This is a genomic window from Streptomyces sp. NPDC002232 (genome assembly GCF_042890295.1).
GTDB lineage: Bacteria > Actinomycetota > Actinomycetes > Streptomycetales > Streptomycetaceae > Streptomyces.
In genome coordinates, this window is record NZ_JBIARV010000003.1 from 529143 (window position 1) to 547260 (window position 18118).

Here is an 18118-nt window from a genome sequence, read left to right on the forward strand (position 1 = left end):
GACTTCCGGCGGATGCGGTCCGCCGCGTTCAGCTGAGCAGCTCTGTTCTCGTCCGCACAGCTGTCAAAGGGGCGGCCGCCGGGACCCGCCCTGGGCGTCGCGCCTTCTCCGTGCGACCGCGCGACGCCCCGCGCGACTGACGCCCCAGGGTGCTGCGGGTCAGACCGGCGGCAGCAGGTCGCTCTCGCTGACGGTGCAGGTCAGCGGGGGGTAGTGGAAGTCCGTCTCGTGGTTCTCGCGGCGCCTCAGCCGGTAGAACGCGTGGCTCTGCTCCTCGTCGGCCACCACCAGGCGCTCGCCCCCCGGGAGGTACGTGTGGCCGTCGCGGTGGCGGACGAGGGTCTTCGACGTACGGAAGGTCACGCCCAGCCAGGTGTTGTCCGCCCTCGTGGCGGGCGCGTCCAGGACGATCTTGTGCCGGAGCATCCGGTTCGAGGCGACGGAGAACACGACGACGCCGTGGTGCGCGAGCGGGACCTCGAACGTCTCGGCGCCGGGTTCCTTCGACGCGAGCACGAGCTTCCTCGGCGGGCTCTCCTCGGGGTGTTCGTAGCAGGAGAAGACGGCGATGAACGACTCCTCGGACAGATCGAGGGCCTGGTCGGAATGCATGCCCATGGTGGTGCAGGCGTTCGTGTAGCGCTCGACGAGGGCGTGGTTGAAGCCGGACGTCAGCCCCGCCGCCTCCTCGATCCGCGCCGCCAGCCGTGCGTGCACCGGACGGAAGCGGTGCGCCGGGCCGCCGTACCGCGTCGTCGTGCGGACGAGGGGCACCCCGCCGGTCTCGTCGACCCTGGTGAGCGTCGTGCCCCGCCGGCCCTTGCCCACGTCCTCCCAGCGCACCGACCCGGACAGCTCCGCGAAGAGGTTCTCCTCCGCCGGCAGTGCGTAGGAGAGGACCCGGTCCCAGTTCTCAGAGCCGTGGGGCACCGTAGTCTCCCGTGTTCATGCTGAACCGGAACCGGTCCCCGTAGTCGACGGACGACGAGGTCCTGTTCTCCTCCGCGTACAGCCCGCGCAGCTCGTCAAGACCGGCCTCCGTGGGCGGCTCCAGCGGTACCGGACCCCCGGCCGTCCTGAGGAACGTCCGCCCGTCCCGGTGCACGGCCTCGGCGCTCGAACAGCGCACCACGTATCCCAGGCGGGTCGGGAGCGCCGTCGCGTCGAGCGCCGACGGCCGGATCTCGTGCGTGTAGAGGCGGTTGGTGGACAGCGGCATGAAGAAGACCGAGCCGGGGTGGAGCGTCACGGTGAACCGCGCGGGGAGCGCGGTCCCGTCGAGCTCCGCGGTCGCGTCCTTGAGGCGGAAGCGGAGCCGGGCCAGCGCGCTGACCCCCCTCAGGCCCCGGTCGAAGACGTCCTCGGCCTGCGGTTCGAGGCCGTCGAGACGGTCGTAGAAGGTGCAGAAGGCCATGACGCCGTCGACGGGCATGTCCTTGGTCTTGTCGGCGTGGGAGGCGATCCTCGCCTTGGACTGCTTGCGCTCCGCCGTGGCGACGGTGTTGTGGTAGATCTGCGCGAGCACGTGATTGAGCGGGGCGTGGTTCCGGAAGACGGCGGCGGCCTCGCGGTTCAGCGCCTCGACGATCTGCGTGTCGGTCGGGCCGAAGTTCTCGGTCGGGCCGGAGAGGTTGGTGGAGCACCGGAGCAGCCGGAAGTGCAGGGCGTCACCGTCCCGTACGACCGGCGTCAGGTAGATGCCGGTCCGATGCGCCGTGCCGGGCTTGGTGGACTCGGTCAGGGACTGGAACGCGTGCTCCGCCCGGATCCGCCCGAAGTGGTCGGCCGCGGGGTCGAAGAACCGGGGGTGGTGGACGCCGACGCCGTGCACACGGCGGGGGACCCGGCCGAGCCCGACGACGGGCCACGGCGCGCCCTCGTCCTCGCGGTACCCGTGGGAGAGCTCCCGTACGACGAACACCCGCGCGGCCGTCGCCAGTCGGCGTCCGTCGATCGCGCCGATGTCGCCGGACAGGTAGACCGTGCCGCCCGTGAGGTCGTGGGCGCCGGAGGCAAGGTCCTCCGGGGCGATCGTGGATCCGAAGAAGTCCCGGACCGGATCGTCGCCCCCCGGCGTCGACGGCGCGACCAGGGTGTTGCCGGCGTCCTCGATGCGGGCTTCCGTCCGCTCCGTCGTGTCCATCGGCTCAGGCGCCGCGCCGGGTCGCCGCCAGGGCGTTCTTGACCTCCTGGGCCACGCGGGCCGCGTCCTCGGGGTTGTTCACGATGTCGGTGTGGTTCATGTCCACGATGAGCACCTCGCTGGCCGAGTAGTGCTGGTGGACCCAGTCGTCGTAGCCCGACCACAGGGTCCGGTAGTACTCGACGAGGCCCGCGTCCTGCTCGAAGTCACGCCCCCGCAGCCCGATGCGGTGCAGCACCGTCTCGAAGTCCGCCTTGAGGTAGACCATGAGGTCGGGCGCCTTGCGGTACGGCAGGCCGTCGATCTCGCGCATCATCTCGTCCAGCAGTCCCTCGTACACCCGCATCTCGAGGGAGCTGATCCGGCCCAGGTCGTGGTTGACCTTGGCGAAGTACCAGTCCTCGTAGATGGACCGGTCGAGCACGTTGTCGCCCTGCTTGTACGCCTCCTTGATCGCGGCGAACCGCGTCTGGAGGAAGTAGAGCTGGAGCAGGAAGGGATAGCGCTTGGCCTGGATCTCCTCGGGGCTCGCCGAGTAGAAGAGCGGAAGGATCGGGTTGTCGTCCACGCTCTCGTAGAAGACGTCGCTGCCCAGCTCCTTGGCGAGCAGCTCGGCCACGCTCGTCTTGCCGATCCCGATCATGCCACCGACGCAGATCACCGGCATACCTCACTTCTCCCTGGGGGTCTTCTGTTCGTGGACGGGGGCCGGGCCTCCCGCACCACTGAGACGCCCGTCGGTGGTCGCGCGATTCCCCAGGGAGGTCGTGATCGACGTCATGGGTCCCGGTGACGGGGACCCTGCCGTGGACCAGTCCGCTCTCCTCGACCGGTGGCCGCGTTCCGGCGGCGCGCGGCGACAGGATGTAGCCCCGTGACCGCCATGAATGTTAGATGACGATCGAGGAACCGGGCTCACCCCGGCGGGGCGGTCCCGGAGCCCCGTCGGGAGAGGCGGTCCCGGGTCCCCGTCCGGCAGGGATGGCCGCCCCGCCGGTCAGGCGCCCAGCGTGATCAGGGCCGCGATCGCCGGGCCGAAGGCGCCGCCCAGCTGGTAGCAGAGGTTGAACAGACCGATCGCCGTGGGGCGCTGGTCCGTCGGCGCCGCCTGGGTCGCGTACACCGCGAGCGTGGCCTGGCCCGCGCTCGTGGTGAAGACGGCGAGGGCCGCGACGAGCAGCAGCGGCGGCGCCCAGGGGGTCAGTGCGGCGGTCAGGGGAGCCAGCGCTCCGACGGTGAGCAGCAGGGCCAGGACGCGCGGCCGGCCCAGCCGGGCCGAGGCGGCCGCCAGTGCCATGGAGAGCGCGGAGCCCACGAGGAGGGCGACGAGCTGACCGGTGCCGATCGTGGAGGTCGACCAGTCGGTACGGTCGCGCAGCAGCTGCGGGACGGTGAAGAGCAGCGTGAAGTACGAGGTCGCGAAGGTGCAGGCGAGCAGGGCGGAGAGGACGAAGGTCCGGGTACGCAGCAGGGCGAGCGGGACGAAGCCCGTCGGGTGGGACCGCACGTGCAGCGCCAGGAGCGCCGCCGTGACCAGCGAGGCGGCCACCGCGGGGAGCGGGTGGCGGGGGATGAGCACCAGGGCCGTCGCCGTCAGGACGAGCAGGGCGGCGCCCCGGCCGTCGAAGGGCGTGCTCTCCCGGGGCGCCGAGAGGTCGGCGCGGCGCGCGACCGCGGGCAGGGCCAGGAGGGCGACGGCTCCGACGGCGAGGGAGGCACGCCAGGAGAGCGCGTCCGCGAGGGCCGAACCGAGCAGCGGTCCGACGGCGCCCAGCGTCCCGAAGCCCGCGGTGATGACGCCCATGCGGCGGACGGATCCGGCCAGGCTCATCGCCGCGGTGATCAGGCCCGCGCTGCCCGCCGCCTGGGCCGCCCGGCCCGCCATGGCGAGCGGCAGCCAGGGCGTCACGGCGATCACCGCGGTGCCGGCCACGAGCAGGGCGGCGCCGAGCCGGAGCGTGACGCCCAGGCCGCGGCGCCGCAGCAGTCCCGCCATCAGCGGGGTGCCGACGGCCATCGCCCAGGCGAAGACGGTGACGAGCCAGGTGGCCGTGGACGTACGGATGCCGAGCGAGCCGGCCATGTCGGGAAGGATCAGGACGGGGCTGTTGGCGCTCGCGGCCACCGGCGTGGCCAGCAACGCCAGCCACACGGCGGGGACTTGGCGCGGGGCCGGGACGGCGGGGGCCGGTGTCCCGGAAGCGGGGCGGGGGAGGTGGCGGGCGAGCGCGGACATCGGCGTGCTCCTGTCGTTCAGCCTTGATAATCTCAACGTTGAGATAAAAGCAGCCCGATTCTCTCAACGTCAAGTGTCTTAACGTTGAGAAGATGTCTCTTGAGAGGAATGCGGCGATGAGCGATGCCGTGGACGCGATCATCGGCCAGTGGGCCAAGGAGCGCCCCGAGGTGGTGGAGGACCTCTGGCCGGTCGAGCTCTTCGGGCGGATCCAGCGGCTGGCCCGGGTCGTCGACAGGTCCGCCAAGGCGGCGGCCGCCGCGCACGGCGTCGAGCACGGCGAGTTCGACGTGCTCACCACGCTCCAGCGCTCCGGCCCTCCCTACATGCTCACCGCCGGAGCCTTCATCAAGGCGTCGATGGTGACCTCCGGGGCCATCACCAACCGCATCGACAGGATGGAGGCCAAGGGCCTCGTCGAGCGCGTACGCGACGGCGACGACCGGCGCACGATCAAGATCCGCCTCACCGAGCACGGGCACGAGGTGACCCGGGCCGCCTTCGCCGACCATCTCGCGAACTACGCGCACCTGCTCGCCGACGTGGACCGCGACCAGGTAGACAAGGCGGCCGAAGGCCTGCGCCACGTGCTGGAGACGCTCGGCGACACGTCGATCGGGTGAGGAGGGCGAGCGCCTGAGGGCGGGGGCGGGGCGGGGGCCGAGCGGCAGCGCGGCCGGGTGACCTGGCGCCTCCGCCCCCGGACCCGGGTCCGCCTCGGCGCCCGACCCGGCGCCTGGGTCACTCCGACGCCCGCGCGCCCCTGCCCGGCCGCGCCCCCCTCAGCCCCGGAGTACGGCCCGGGCCAGGACGTGGTGGGGAGCGTCCTCGTACTCGTCCACCCGCCAGCCCGTCGTCTCCAGGGCGGGGCGGAGGTTGTCCTCGGCGAGGAGGTCGTTCGGGTCGAGCGGGCGGTTGTTGCGGGCCGCGCGTTCGGCCCGGCCGGAGGGGTGGAACAGCAGCAGGACGGCGCCCGGGGCGGCGACGCGGCGCCATTCGAGGAGGGTCGCCCGAGGGTCGGGCAGCTGGTCGATCAGCCCCGCGGAGAAGACACCGTGCACGGACCCGGCGGGCAGCGGGAGCCGGTCGCAGTCGGCGGCCAGGAGGTGACCCTGCCGGTGCCGGGCGTGGCGGGCGGCGGACGCCAGCATCGCCGGAGTCACGTCGACCCCCACGACCCGCCCCGACGGCCCGACCTGCGCGCGCAGCGCCGGCATCGCCCTGCCGGTGCCACAGCCGACGTCCAGCGCCCTGCCGCCCGCCTCCAGCCGCATCCGCGCGACGGCGGCGGCATAGGCGGGGGCCTGATACGCGAAGCGCTCCTCCCAGTCACCGGCCTGCCGGGTGAAGTGCGCCCGGGTCGTGGTGTGTGCCGCGCGGGCGGCCGCGAGGGCCGCGAAGCGGCCGAGGAGCAGCTCGCCCCAGGGGCCGGGCCGGTCGCCGTCCACGAAGGGCACGCCCCACGCGGCGCTCCCGAGGCGGAACGCCTGCCGCTGCCGCGCGAGCACCGTGTGAGCGGCCGGGGCGACGGTGCCGGCGAGCGCGGCGGGATCTCGCCCGTCCCGCTCGGCGACCAGGAGGTGTGCGCGCCCCGGGAGCGGAACCTCCGGCAGGGGCCCGACGCCGGCGAGGAGCGGATCGTTTCCGGCCACCGGGGTCAGGGTGAGCCCGAGGCGTGTGCCGGGCCCGGTGCCGTCCGGGTCGGCGGTGGGGATCTCCGCCTCGGCGAGCAGTCCCGCGCCCGCGCCGAGGGCCAGGACCGGCACCTCGGCGGCGACGGCGTCCCGGAGCAGGGCGAGCACCGGGGCGACGCCGGAGCGCGGTGCGGACAGGACGACGAGGGCCTCGACGCCCGCCAGACCGGTGGTGGGAGGCGCCCGGTCCACGGGTGGTTCGGGCCGGACCTCCAGTCCCGCTGCGAGGAGGGCGGCGCTCACGCCGACGGGAGCGTCCACCGCTGGATCCCGCACCACGACCACCGCCATGACGAACTCCTCGCATTCGAGCCACCTCGGGCCTTTACGATGGCATTCGCTGTAAGGATGCGCTGTTGAGTGCGCATATGCCAGGCCGTCTCTCGTCATGAGACAGGGTGCGCCGGGTCCACCGGAGGGGGCGGGGGCGAGGGCAGGGGCCCCCTGCGCGCCGAACACCGCGAGCGGTGCGCAGGGGTCCTCCTGGACGGCCGTGCGACGCGGTGAGAGCCACTCCGCCGCGCCGGGCCGATGCGTTTCAGTCAACAGGGCCCTCACCGGCGGATCGACTGGATGCGTCCACGGAATTCGGACTCCCGCGGCCCGCGCGGGTCCGGTGGATCGTCCAAGGAGGCTCTGCCGTGTGCGCGGACCGGGGCGGATGTGGATGCGGCGACACGTCCGGCGAGGAGCCGGGCGCCGGGGGCGTACCTCCTCCCGTACGGGACCGACCACCCCGTCGACCGCCCCCGCGGCCACTCCGTCGACCCAGCGGGACCTCCGCACCGCGTTCGTCCCGGTCCAGCGGCGCCTGGCCCGCGGGGACGCGCTCTCCCGATATCTGGTGCACGAGGCGTCGGCGGTCTTCGCCGTACCCGGTGGCATTCGTCCGGGGGAATACCTCGCCCAGCACCTCCTGGAGGGCTGACACGAAACTCGCACCCGAGAAGAAAAGACCGGAAGAGGCCCGCGATTGCGGCGCTTTCCGTGGTCGGACGGAAGCTTCTGCGGGGTTTCGGAGAAACGGAGGAACGAAGGTGACGCCCCGCCTGCGGCAAGCGGAACGAAGGCGCGGAAGCGGTGCGGGGGCCGAAACCCCGGCCGCTCGGGCGCCGGCCGGCCGGAAATGCCGGCCGACGGGAAACCGCTACGGAACGTCCGGGAGGAATGCGCGAGGAGAAGGGGGCCATTCGGCTGGTGGATGCGATGTGCGCAACGAAGCGGAATTCCCTTTCCGGTAGCGTCGGCCACAGGCAGGTCACATAAGTGACGACTGCTGGTTTCCGGCTATGTGAGGCGTTGTCCATGACCCTGTCCATTCGTAACCAGCTCCCCGGCACCGTCACCGCCGTCACCGCGGGCGAGGCCATGGCGTCCGTGAAGGTGCGCCTGGACGGCGGTCAGGACATCACCGCCGCGATCACCCTCGACGCCGTCAAGGACCTCGGCCTGGCGGAGGGTTCCGCGGTGAAGGCCCTGGTGAAGTCCACCGAGGTCGCCCTCGCGACCGGCCCCGTGGAGGGCATCTCGATCCGCAACCAGCTCACCGGCTCCGTCACCGACGTGTCGACCGGCGGCGCCATGGGCTCGGTGAAGGTCTCCGTCGCGGGCGGCGAGCTGACCGCCGCGATCACCAAGGACGCGGTGGAGGACCTCGGTCTGAACGCCGGTTCCTCCGTCGTCGCCCTGATCAAGTCGACCGAGATCTCCCTCGCCTCCGCCTGATCACGCCCGGCACACGTCGAGGGCCGTACCCCCACCCGGGGTACGGCCCTCGACGCGTACCGGTCCCGCGCCGCCCGCCATGCCGGACGCCTCTCACCCCGAAGGAGCAGCGGCGACGAGTGCGCGCCGCCGCCCCCGTAGACCGGGGCCGGTGCCGGACCGCCATGCGGTCCTCCGCGCAGTGCTGGCAGACTGACCGGCCGTCCGCCGAAGGAGTGCGAGGAGTACGCCCGTGTCGATGATCCACCGCCTGCGCAGCGCCGTCCGCCGGACCTACCGGCGCACCGTCGACCTCAGTCACCCGGCACGGTCGCCGCTCGGCAGCTCGGTGGTGAACTGCGTGGTCTACCGCGACGGCGTGCTCCAGGACGGCGTCCGGTCCGTCGAGGAGGCCGTGCGGCGCGTCCGCAGGTCCGGTGACGGATTCGTGTGGATCGGTCTGCACGAGCCGGAGGAGAAGGAGTTCGCGGGCCTGGCCGAACTCTTCGGACTGCACCCGCTCGCGGTCGAGGACGCCGTCCACGCTCATCAGCGCCCCAAGCTGGAGCAGTACGACGACGTGCTGTTCTCCGTCTTCAAGACGGTGCGTTACGTGGAGCACGAGGTGCTCACCGCGTCCAGCGAGGTGGTGGACACCGGTGAGCTGATGGCCTTCACCGGGCCCGACTTCGTGATCACCATCCGCCACGGCGGGCACGGTTCGCTCGGCCCGCTGCGCGAGGCCCTGGAATCGGAGCCCGAGCAGCTGGCGAAGGGGCCGTCCGCCGTCCTGCACGCGATCGCGGACCACGTCGTCGACGACTACCTCGCCGTCGCCGACGCCGTGCAGGACGACCTCGACGCGATCGAGACCGCCGTCTTCTCCGAGCAGGGCCACCGCGACGACGTCGGCCGCATCTACCAGCTCAAGCGCGAACTCCTCGAACTCAAGCGGGCCGTGGCACCGCTGGGCCGTCCCCTCCAGCGGCTCGCGGTCGAACCGGTGCCGATGGTCGCGGCCGAGATACGCGCGTACTTCCGTGACGTCGCCGACCACCTGGCGCGGGTCACCGAGCAGGTCGCCTCGTACGACACGCTCCTCGACTCGATCCTCCAGGCCCACCTCGCGCAGGTGACGGTCGCGCAGAACGAGGACATGCGGAAGATCACGGCGTGGGCCGCGATCGTCGCCGTCCCGACGATGGTCTGCGGGGTCTACGGCATGAACTTCGAGCACATGCCCGAGCTGCGCTGGACCTACGGCTACCCCATGGTCCTCGGCGTCATGGCCGTCGCCTGCTTCGTCATCCACCGGGGCTTCCGCCGCAACGGCTGGCTGTGACCCGGTCGGCGGGACCCGCGACGCCTCGGGCGGGACCCACCTCGCCCGCCTCCCGCGCACGCCGCTCGGGGACAATCGGCGGCATGCGGTTCTCCATCCTGGGCGAGACCCTGGCACGGCACGACGACGGAACCGTGGTTCCCCTGGGCGGTCCGGCGCGACGCGCGCTCCTGGCCCTGCTGCTGGCGAGCCCCGGAGAGGTGGTGTCGGCCGACCGCCTCGCGGAGGAGATCGCCCCCGGCGGTGCCGTGTCCGCGCACGCGTTGCAGGCCCAGGTGTCGCGGCTGCGGGCGACCCTGGGCCCGGCGGCCATCGAGCGGGCCGGTGCGGGCTACCGCGCCGCGGTGGAGCCGGACGACGTGGACGCCTGCCGCTTCGAGCGGCTGGCGGGCGAGGGCCGGACCGCCCTGGGCGAGGGCGACGCGGCACGGGCGGTCGCGCTGCTGCACGAGGCCCTGGGGCTGTGGCGGGGCGAGCCCCTGGCCGACGCCGCCGGAAGCCCTTCGGCCCAGGCCGCCGCGGCCCGTCTCAGGGAGGGCCGGCTCGGCGCGATCGAGGACCGGATCGAGGGGGAGCTGCGGCTCGGCAGGAGCCGGGCGGCCCTCCCCGGGCTGCGCGAACTGGTCGGCCGTCATCCGCTGCGGGAACGGCTGGCCGGACTGCTGATGCGGGCCCTGTGCGCGGAGGGCGGGCAGGCCGAGGCACTCGTGGTGTTCGAAGGGACCCGGCGGCACCTGGCCGAGGAGCTGGGAGCCGATCCCTCGGCCGAACTGGCCGCGCTCCACCGGGAGATGCTGAGCGTCGATCCGACCCCCTCGCCCGTGGCGCCGCCCGCTCCGCTGACGTCCTTCGTCGGAAGGGAAGGGGAGGTGGACGAGATCGCCGGGCTGCTGCGCGTGGCGCGACTCGTCACCCTGACCGGCCCCGGCGGCGTCGGCAAGACCCGGCTGTCGGTCGAGGTCGCGGCCGTCGCCGCCGCTGCCGCCGAGGTGTGCTTCGTGGAGCTCGCCCCCGTCCGTGACGGCGCGGACCTGCCGGGGGTGGTGCTCGGAGCCCTGGGCCTGCGCGAGAGCGGCCTCCAGCCGGGCGGCGGCGGACAGACGCCCACCGCACGCCTGGTCACGGCCCTGTCCGACCGGGTGCTGCTGCTCGTCCTGGACAACTGCGAGCAGGTCGTCGACGAGGCCGCGGCCCTGGCGGTCCGGCTCCTGGCGGCCTGCCCGCGCCTGCGGGTCCTGGCGACCAGCCGGGAGCCGCTGGCCGTCATCGGGGAGAGCCTCTGGCAGGTCCGGCCCCTCGACGACGCCGCCGCCGCACGGCTGTTCAGCGACCGGGCCGAGGCCGTGCGGCGCGGAGCGGCCGCCGATCCCGACAGCGTACGAAGGGTCTGCGCGGCCCTGGACCACCTGCCGCTGGCCATCGAGCTCGTGGCGGCGCGGCTGCGCACCCTGGACCTGCGCGAGCTGGCGGGCCGGCTCGACGACCGGCTGGGGATGGCGACCGCCCGGAGCCACCGCACGGCCGACGAACGGCACCGCACCCTGCGCTCCGTGGTCGCCTGGAGCTGGGAGCTGCTCTCCGCGTCCGAGCGGCGGGCCGCGGAGCGGTTCACCGTCTTCGCCGCCGGAGCCACGGCCGCCGCGGCACGGCAGGTGTGCGGCTGCGACGGCGAGACGCTCGAATCGCTCGTCGACAAGTCGCTCCTGGAGTTCGCGGGCGGACGCCTCCGCATGCTGGAGACGGTCCGCGCCTACGGTGCCGAGCGGCTGGAGGCGGCCGGCGAGGCCGACGCCGTCCGGGACGCCCACGCGCGGCTCGTGATCGACCTCGCCAGGACCGCCGATCCGCACCTGCGCCGGGACGAGCAACTGGAGTGGCTGGACGGGCTGGCCGCCGAGCACGGCAACCTCCTGGCGGCCGCGCGCTGGGCGGCGCGTTCGGCCGCGTGGGAGACGCTCCTCGAACTGCTCGCCTCGGCCGCCACCTGGCTGTGGATCCGCGGCCTGCCGGCCTCGGTCGCACCCCAGGCGGCCGCGCTGCTCGACGCCCTCGGGGACCTGCCTTCCGCCGGTCTCGGCGAGGAGTACGCGGCCTGCGTGCTCCTCGCCGCCGCCGGGCCCGACGGGCCCACCGTGTGGCGGCGGCACCGGGCGCGGGCCGAGCGGGCGCTGGCCGCCGCGTGGCCCGGTGACCGGGCGGGCCGCCACCCGGCGCTGCTGCTGCCGTGGATGATGCGGAGCGCCACCGAGGACGACCCGCGGCGCGCGTTCGTCCTGGTGTCCTCGCAGGCCGACTGCCCCGACCCGTGGGTGCGGGCCCTCGCCCGGTACGTCTCCGGGTTCGCGGCTCTCGGCGAGGGCGACACCGCGGGGGCCGGACGGGCCTTCGTCGCGGCGGTCGACGGGTTCCGCTCGGTCGGTGACCGCTGGGGCCGCGCGCTGGCCCTGGACGCGCTGGCCGCTCTGGCGGGGGCGACCGGCGACCGTGCGGCGGCCGTCGCCCTCACCGACGAGGCCCTCGCGCTCACCGAACAGCTCGGCGCCCTGGAGGACAGCGCCGACCTCCTGGTCAACCGGGGCGACCACGTCGCCGGCGACGACGCGCGGGCCGCCGGCGCCGCCTACGCCCGGGCCGCGGCCCTCGCCCGGCGCGCCGGCAGCTCCACGTACCTGGCGGCCGCCCTGCGCGGCCTCGGCGACATGGCCCGCCTCGCCGGAGACCCCGCCGAGGCGGAACGCCTGTACACCGAGGCACTGGAACGGACCGATCCGCACTGGGTGAGGAGCGCCGGGAACCGGGTGCGCACCCTCGCCGGACTCGGCCGCGTCGCCGAGGCGCGCGGCGACCGCGCCACCGCCGAGGCCCGCTACCGCGAGGCGGCCGACGCGGCGACCGCCGTCCTGGGTGACGCCGACCGGGGGTCCCTGCGGATGCTGGGCCTGCCCGCGGCCGTCGTCGACGCGGTGAGCGCGCGGTGAGCCCGCGGTGAGCGGTCTCCTCGACGCTGTCGCCCATGAAGAACACCCGCGTCCTCATCTCCGGCGCCTCCGTCGCCGGCCCCGCACTCGCCCACTGGCTCCACCGCCACGGTTTCGCCCCGACGATCGTGGAGCGCGCGCCCGCCCTGCGCGACGGCGGCCACGCCGTCGACTTCCGTGGCGAGGCGCACCTGTCGGTCCTCCGCCGCATGGGGATCCTGGCCGACCTGGAACGCGTCCGCACCGGCATGGGCTCCATGGCGTACGTGAACCACGCGGGCAAGCCCGTCGCCGAACTCCCCGCCGACCTCTTCGCGGGTGACCTGGAGGTCCTCCGGGGCGACCTGTCCCGGATCCTGTACGACGCGACCGAGCGCCACACCGAGTACGTCTTCGGGGATTCCGTCACCTCCCTCCAGGAGGACGCCGACGGCGTGACCGTCACCTTCGAGCGCGCCGCGCCGCGCCGGTTCGACCTGGTGATCGGCGCCGACGGGCTGCACTCCACCACCCGGCGGCTGGCCTTCGGGCCGGAAGAGCGCTTCGTGAAGCACCTCGGGGTCTACTGCGCGATCTTCACCACCGGCAACCACCTCGGGCTCGACCGCACGGGCCACGCCCACCGCACCGCGGGCAGGCTGGCGGCGATGTACAGCGCGCGCGACAACACCGAGGCCAAGGCCGTGTTCTACTTCGGCTCGCCGCTCCTCGACCTCGACCGGCGCGACGTCACCCGTCAGCAGGCCGTCCTCGCCGAGCACTTCGCCGGAAGCGGCTGGGAGAGCGACCGGCTGCTCGACGACATGCGCCACGCCACCGACTTCTACTTCGACTCGGTCGGCCAGGTCCGCATGGACCGCTGGACGCGCGGCCGCGTCGCCCTGCTCGGCGACGCCGCCTCCTGCCCCTCGTCCCTGTCCGGCATGGGATCGGGGCTCGCCCTCGTCGGCGCGTACGTCCTCGCCGGAGAGCTGGCCGCCGCGCGCGGTGACCACCGGGTCGCGTTCGCCCGCTACGAGCGGGAGATGCGGCCGTACGCGGAGGGCTGCCAGAAGATGGGCGACGGCGTCGCCAGGCTCATGATCCCCGGGAGCCGGACCGCCGCCGCGCTCCTCGACCGCTACTACAAGGTCATGCCCTACCTGCCGGGCAGGAACATGGCCGCCAGGATCGCCCGCAGGGCGGCGGAGAACATCACGCTGCGTGACTACGGCCCGGTCGCCGCGCGCTGAGCGGCGCCTCCCGCATGCCGCCCAGAGGGAGAGGTGACCATCGGCTCACGGCGGGCCCGCCGTCCCACATCAGCCTCCGGCCCCGGTTTGCGCGAGAACTGCAACTGGCTGTCAGTAACTTGCGATGCTTGCGCTAGTCTTGCGTGTATGACGCGACGACTTGCTCAGGTGGCGAAAAAGGTGGGGGTCAGCGAGGCGACGGTCAGCCGTGTCCTCAACGGCAAGCCGGGGGTCTCCGAGGCGACCCGGCAGTCGGTGCTCACCGCGCTCGACGTGCTCGGCTACGAGCGGCCCACCCAGCTCAGGGGCGAGCGCGCCCGGCTCGTCGGACTCGTCCTGCCCGAGCTTCAGAACCCCATCTTCCCGGCCTTCGCCGAGGTCATCGGCGGCGCCCTCGCCCAGCAGGGGCTCACGCCCGTCCTCTGCACCCAGACCAAGGGCGGCGTCTCCGAGGCCGACTACGTGGACCTGCTCCTTCAGCAGCAGGTCTCCGGCGTGGTGTTCGCGGGAGGGCTCTTCGCCCAGGCCGACGCCCCGCACGACCACTACCACCAGCTCGCCGAGCGCAACATCCCCGTCGTGCTCATCAACGCCTCGATCGAGGGGCTCGACTTCCCCTGTGTGGCCTGCGACGACGCCGTCGCCGTCGAGCAGGCCTGGCGCCACCTGGCCTCGCTCGGGCACGAGAAGATCGGGCTGCTCCTGGGCCCCGCCGACCACGTGCCCTCCGGGCGCAAGCTCCAGGCCGCGCGCGGCGCGGCCGAGGCGGCCGGCACCCCGCTGCCCGACGAGCAGATCGTGCGCTCGATCTTCTCCCTCGAAGGCGGACAGGCCGCCGCCAACGGCCTCCTCGAGCAGGGCGTCACCGGCATCGTCTGCGCCAGCGACCCGCTCGCGCTCGGGGCGATCCGGGCCGCGCGCCGGCGCGGACTGCGCGTCCCCCAGGACGTCTCCGTCGTCGGCTTCGACGACTCCGCCTTCATGAACTGCACCGAGCCGCCGCTGTCGACCGTCCGCCAGCCCATCGAGGCGATGGGCCGCGCGGCCGTGGACCTGCTCTGCTCCCAGATCCAGGGCGTCCACTCCCACCCCGGCGAGCTGCTCTTCGAGCCCGAGCTCGTGGTCCGCGGCTCCACCGCACCGCCGCAGGCTCGTTAGGGGGTGTCCTGTCGATCACGCCGCGAGCCCGGCCTGATCGACAAGACACTCCGCTAGAGGGCACCGTCCCGCTTCCTCCGCAAAGGCACCGTTTCCTGCCGTCGTCCCGACGGCTCCGGGAGCGGTGCCTTTGCCATTTCCTTGTCCGTTCCGTTGACAGACTCGTCATCCAGGAGAAATCTGTGCCCCCAGTAATCGCAAAACATTGACTGTTTCACTCAAAAAGATTGCGAGTCACTGTGTACGGACGACGACTGGCGATGGGGCTGCTGATGGCGGCCCTCGTCGCCCTCGGGCTGATGCCCGTACCCGCGCAGGCCGCCGCGGCGGCCGACCCCGACCTCGCCCTGGGCAGACCCGCCACCGCCTCCGGCGCCCTCGGCGCCTACCCGGCGGCCCACCTCACCGACGGCAGCCAGGCCAGCTACTGGGAGGGACCGGCCGGCGCCTTCCCGCAGTGGGCGCAGGTCGACCTCGGCGCGGCCGTCCGCGTCGACCGCGTCGTCCTCAAGCTGCCCACCGGCTGGGAGGCCCGCGACGAGAACCTCTCCGTCCTCGGCTCCACCGACGGCAGCGCCTTCAGCACGCTCGCCGCCGCCCAGGCCCGCCGCTTCGACCCGGCCGCCGCCAACGCCGTCTCCCTCACCCTGAACGGCAGCCAGGTCCGGTACCTGCGCGTCCAGATCACCGCCAACACCGGCTGGAGCGCCGCCCAGCTCTCCGCCGTCGAGGTCTACGGCGCGCCCGGCACCGTCGAGCCGCCCGTCGGCGGCACCAACCTGGCCCGGGGCAAGCCGGTCGAGGCGACCTCGGTCACCCAGAACTACCAGGCCGCGAACGCCAACGACGACTCCACGGCCACCTACTGGGAATCGGCCGGTCTTCCCGCGAGCCTCACCGTCAAGCTCGGCGCGGACGCCGACCTCGCGGGCGTCGTCGTCAAGCTCAACCCCGACCAGGCATGGGGGCCGCGCACCCAGGCCTTCGAGATCCAGGGCCGCCCCGCCGGCGCCAGCTCCTTCACCACCCTCAAGGCGCGCGCCGACTACGCCTTCAGCCCCTCGTCCGGCCAGAACACCGTGACCGTCCCCGTCTCCGGCCGCTTCGCCGACGTCCGGCTCACCTTCCAGTCCAACACCGGCGCCCCCGGCGCCCAGGTCGCCGAGTTCCAGGTCCTCGGCACCGCGGCCCCCGCTCCCGACCTCGTCGTCACCGACCTCACCTGGACCCCGGCGGCCCCCAGCGAGACCGACGACGTCACCGTCCGGGCCACCGTCCGCAACGCCGGCACCGCCACCGCCCCCGCCTCCGCGCTGAACGTCAGCGTCGAGGGCGCCGTCGCGGGCACCGCCCAGGTCGCCTCCCTCCCGGCCGGGTCCTCCGCCACCGTCGCCGTCCCCGTCGGCCGCCGGTCCGTCGGCTCGTACACCGTCTCCGCCGCCGCCGACCCGGCCAACGCCGTCGCGGAGCTCGACGACACCAACAACAGCCGCACCGCCGCCTCGAAGCTGACCGTCGGCCAGAGCCCCGGTCCCGACCTCATGGTCACCGGCATCACCGCCAACCCCTCGGCCCCGGCCGTCGGCGCGCCCGTCTCCTTCACCGTCTCCGTCCTCAACCGGGGGACCACCGCCGTCCCGGCCGGCACGGTCACCCGCCTCACCGCCGGCACCACCACCCTGAACGGCTCCACCGGCGCCGTCGCCGCCGGCCAGACCGCGACCGTCGCGATCTCCGGCACCTGGACCGCCACCACCGGCGGCGTCACCCTGACCGCCACCGCCGACGCCACCGGCACCCTCGCCGAGACCGACGAGACCAACAACGTCTTCAGCAAGTCCCTCGTCGTCGGCCGGGGCGCCGCCGTCCCGTACACCGAGTACGAGGCGGAGGACGCCCGCTACCAGGGCACCCTGCTCACCGCCGACCGGCTGCGGACCTTCGGGCACACCAACTTCGCCACCGAGTCCTCGGGCCGCCGGTCCGTCCGGCTCGACGCGAACGGGCAGTACGTCGAGTTCACCTCGGTCAACCAGGCCAACGCCCTCACCGTCCGCAACTCGATCCCCGACGCCGCCGCCGGCGGGGGAGCGGAGGCGACGCTCAGCCTCTACGCCGACGGCGTCTTCGTGCAGAAGCTGACCCTCTCCTCCAAGCACAGCTGGCTGTACGGCACCACCGACGACCCGGAGGGCCTGACCAACCGCCCCGGCGGTGACGCCCGCCGGCTCTTCGACGAGTCGCACGCCCTGCTCACCCGGTCCTACCCGCCGGGCACCCGCTTCCGGCTCCAGCGGGACAGCGACGACCGGGCGTCCTTCTACGTGGTCGACCTGATCGACCTGGAGCAGGTGGCGCCGCCCACGCCGCAGCCGTCCGGCTGCGTCTCGATCACCGAGTACGGTGCCGTGCCCAACGACGGCATCGACGACACCGACGCCCTCCAGCGGGCCGTCACCGCCGACCAGAAGGGCGAGATCGGCTGCGTCTGGATCCCGGCCGGACAGTGGCGGCAGGAGCAGAAGATCCTGACCGACGACCCGCTGAACCGGGGCCAGTACAACCAGGTCGGCATCCGTGACGTCACCATCCGGGGCGCCGGCATGTGGCACTCGCAGCTCTACACGCTGACCCCGCCGCAGAACGCGGGCGGCATCAACCACCCGCACGAGGGCAACTTCGGCTTCGACATCGACGACAACACGCAGATCTCCGACATCGCGATCTTCGGCTCCGGCACCATCCGGGGCGGCGACGGCAACGCCGAGGGCGGCGTCGGGCTCAACGGACGCTTCGGCCGGAACACGAAGATCAGCAACGTCTGGATCGAGCACGCCAACGTCGGCGTCTGGGTCGGCCGCGACTACTCCAACATCCCCGAGCTGTGGGGGCCGGGCGACGGCCTGGAGTTCAGCGGCATGCGGATCCGCGACACCTACGCCGACGGCATCAACTTCGCCAACGGCACCCGCAACTCCACCGTCTACAACTCCTCCTTCCGCAACACCGGCGACGACGCCCTCGCCGTCTGGGCCAGCAAGTACGTCAAGGACACCTCGGTGGACGTCGGCCACGACAACCACTTCCGCAACAACACCGTGCAGCTGCCCTGGCGGGCCAACGGCATCGCCGTCTACGGCGGCTACGGCAACACCATCGAGAACAACGTGGTCGCCGACACCATGAACTACCCGGGCATCATGCTCGCCACCGACCACGACCCGCTGCCCTTCACCGGGCAGACGCTCATCGCCGGCAACGCCCTGTACCGCACGGGCGGCGCCTTCTGGAACGAGGACCAGGAGTTCGGCGCCATCACGCTCTTCGCGCAGGGGCAGGACATCCCCGGCGTCACCATCCGGGACACCGAGATCCTCGACTCGACCTATGACGGCATCCAGTTCAAGACGGGCGGCGGGTCCATGCCGAACGTCCGGATCAGCAACGTCCGCGTCGACGGCACGGTCAACGGCTCCGGGCTCCTCGCCATGAGCGGGGCGCGCGGCAGTGCCACCCTGACCGGGGTCACCTTCGCGAACACGGCCGAGGGCGACGTCCTCGTCGAACCCGGCTCGCAGTTCGTCGTGAACCGCGGCTGACCTGCGACGACAACCGCCCGGAACGGCGGTCC

The 18118-nt window shown here is 73.1% G+C and carries 12 protein-coding genes and 1 pseudogene; 8 read left to right on the forward strand and 5 right to left on the reverse strand.

The features are described 5' to 3' along the window. Window positions 1-159: 159 nt before the first annotated feature. From ACFYXU_RS14925 to ACFYXU_RS14940, 4 genes are all read right to left on the reverse strand, one after another. Entirely contained in the window at window positions 160-930 is a 771-nt protein-coding gene (locus ACFYXU_RS14925) for a hypothetical protein (protein ID WP_389457937.1), read from the reverse strand. Next, complete coding sequence (locus ACFYXU_RS14930) at window positions 914-2143, reverse strand: hypothetical protein (RefSeq protein ID WP_389406598.1); 1230 nt, start codon at window positions 2141-2143, stop codon at window positions 914-916. The genes ACFYXU_RS14925 and ACFYXU_RS14930 overlap by 17 nt, the downstream gene beginning before the upstream one ends. Before the next feature lie 4 nt (window positions 2144-2147). Continuing rightward, a complete protein-coding gene (locus ACFYXU_RS14935; protein WP_361405823.1) occupies window positions 2148-2810 on the reverse strand; it encodes a deoxynucleoside kinase in 663 nt (220 codons plus the stop codon). Between the two features lie 330 nt (window positions 2811-3140). Beyond that, window positions 3141-4379: an MFS transporter gene (locus ACFYXU_RS14940; RefSeq protein ID WP_389406599.1), complete on the reverse strand. Its 1239-nt coding sequence runs from the start codon at window positions 4377-4379 to the stop codon at window positions 3141-3143. 116 nt (window positions 4380-4495) lie between these two features. On the opposite strand from ACFYXU_RS14940, the gene ACFYXU_RS14945 reads away from it, so the two are divergent. Next, the gene (locus ACFYXU_RS14945) at window positions 4496-5002 is read left to right on the forward strand and encodes a MarR family winged helix-turn-helix transcriptional regulator (protein WP_376514374.1); all 507 of its coding nucleotides are present in this window, start codon (window positions 4496-4498) and stop codon (window positions 5000-5002) included. Window positions 5003-5161: 159 nt separating this feature from the next. Here the strand turns inward: ACFYXU_RS14945 and ACFYXU_RS14950 are convergent, their stop codons facing one another. Further along, window positions 5162-6364, reverse strand: a complete 1203-nt coding sequence (locus tag ACFYXU_RS14950) for a methyltransferase domain-containing protein (RefSeq protein WP_389406600.1) — start codon at window positions 6362-6364, stop codon at window positions 5162-5164. Window positions 6365-6857: 493 nt separating this feature from the next. On the opposite strand from ACFYXU_RS14950, the pseudogene ACFYXU_RS14955 reads away from it, so the two are divergent. The 7 genes and pseudogenes from ACFYXU_RS14955 to ACFYXU_RS14985 all read left to right on the forward strand — a co-directional run. Beyond that, window positions 6858-7001: pseudogene (locus ACFYXU_RS14955) on the forward strand (deferrochelatase/peroxidase EfeB); the annotation flags it as partial. Between the two features lie 377 nt (window positions 7002-7378). Then, window positions 7379-7798, forward strand: coding sequence for a TOBE domain-containing protein (locus tag ACFYXU_RS14960; protein WP_361405835.1), 420 nt, complete (start codon window positions 7379-7381; stop codon window positions 7796-7798). A 238-nt stretch (window positions 7799-8036) separates the two neighbouring features. Continuing rightward, the gene (corA, locus tag ACFYXU_RS14965; protein ID WP_376514405.1) at window positions 8037-9119 is read left to right on the forward strand and encodes a magnesium/cobalt transporter CorA; all 1083 of its coding nucleotides are present in this window, start codon (window positions 8037-8039) and stop codon (window positions 9117-9119) included. 83 nt (window positions 9120-9202) lie between these two features. Further along, complete coding sequence (locus ACFYXU_RS14970; protein WP_389406601.1) at window positions 9203-12097, forward strand: BTAD domain-containing putative transcriptional regulator; 2895 nt, start codon at window positions 9203-9205, stop codon at window positions 12095-12097. A gap of 35 nt (window positions 12098-12132) precedes the next feature. Then, window positions 12133-13329 (forward strand): FAD-dependent monooxygenase, encoded by a 1197-nt coding sequence (locus tag ACFYXU_RS14975; protein ID WP_389406602.1) that lies wholly within the window; start codon window positions 12133-12135, stop codon window positions 13327-13329. A gap of 147 nt (window positions 13330-13476) precedes the next feature. Next, a complete protein-coding gene (locus ACFYXU_RS14980; protein WP_329852804.1) occupies window positions 13477-14487 on the forward strand; it encodes a LacI family DNA-binding transcriptional regulator in 1011 nt (336 codons plus the stop codon). A 260-nt stretch (window positions 14488-14747) separates the two neighbouring features. Further along, window positions 14748-18086, forward strand: a complete 3339-nt coding sequence (locus ACFYXU_RS14985) for a CARDB domain-containing protein (protein ID WP_389407032.1) — start codon at window positions 14748-14750, stop codon at window positions 18084-18086. Window positions 18087-18118 lie beyond the last annotated feature (32 nt).